Annotated in this window: 1 protein-coding gene; it reads left to right on the top strand. The window is 48.0% G+C overall.

The genetic code is table 11. The features are described from left to right. Positions 1-1,292: DUF4214 domain-containing protein (locus tag ACFFJH_RS18015; protein WP_390214365.1), on the top strand; the 1,292-nt coding region annotated here is incomplete at both ends.

Here is a 1,292-nt window from a genome sequence, read left to right as displayed (position 1 = left end):
GTACTGAGATTAACTTCGGGTTAACTGGTACAACTTATTACAATGATGCCGATGCCGATCGTGTCAGCAACTTTGTTGAGTCACGCGTACCTAATCTGTTCCGTACGGGTACCGGCGATGGGAATGGTGACCGCATTGCAGATAGCACTCAAGCGCATGTCAGTTCTTTACCTTGGCAAGCTTTGCCTGCCGGCAAAACCGCCTATTTCACCTTAGCTAATACCGTCGGAATCACGCATACCCAAGTCTCCGCACTGGCCTCGCCGACGCTGACGGATTCTACTTTGACACTGCCTTATGGCATGGTCAATTTCCAGGTCGCTAATGTGCCTGTTCAGGCTATGACCGGGACGTCCGTTAAGTTCTCTCTGTTCACCGAGGCTTTAGCGCCCATCAATGGTTTTTGGGTGCAGAACAAAACTGGTGCTTGGATTAATCTAGCCAATAATATTTCTTTGATTGACGGCCAATATCGTGTCGATTTACGCGTCACCGATGGTGCCTCGTTTGATCTCGATGGCATTGTCAATGGGCACATGTCTGTGCAAGGTGGCTTAGGTTGGAAACAACCCGTCTCTAGTTATAGTGCGATCACCGCCGACTGGGATGATGATGGTATTCCTGACTCAATTGAGGCATCCGTTAAAACCAATCCGCTCATCAAAGACAATGATGTTCTTAAACGTACCGATTTGTTTACGATGCAGTTGTACCGTGACTTCTTGTTCCGTGAAGCTGAACCTGCCGGCTTGCGTTATTGGATGGAACGTATCGATAGCGGCAGCATGAATCGCGAGCAGGTTACCGCGGCCTTCCTCGTTTCAACGGAATTTCAAAAGGGTATCGGTAGTTTGGCTCGTTTGTACTTTGGCGCATTTGATCGAGTCCCTGACCGCGATGGATTGGCTTACTGGATTGCTCAATTGAAGGAAGGTAGCTCTTTGTCCTCTATTGCACGCTCCTTTGTCTCAAGTACCGAATTTGAACAAAAGTACAATAGCGTAAGCAACGACCAATTCCTTGACCTCGTCTACCAAAACGTCTTGCATCGTCCTGCTGATGCGGCCGGTAAAACGTATTGGGTCAATCAGTTGGTCAATGGCTTTAATCGAGGTGATCTCTTGGCTAGTTTTACCGAGTCCACCGAGTTCAAAGCCATTTCTCAGGACAAGGTCGCTTTGACTCTAGACTTCGTCGGATTACTTAACCGAGCACCTGATCCCGTGACCTTTAATGAGATACTTAATCAGCCTCATTCTGATACCGTGACTCTCATCGGGCAGTTTATTCAT

It is taken from the genome of Affinundibacterium danionis, assembly GCF_042432465.1.
Taxonomy (GTDB): Bacteria; Pseudomonadota; Gammaproteobacteria; order Burkholderiales; family Burkholderiaceae_D; genus Undibacterium; species Undibacterium danionis.
The sequence above is the reverse complement of the archived record's forward strand: the minus strand, read 5'-3'. Positions and strand labels throughout refer to the sequence as shown.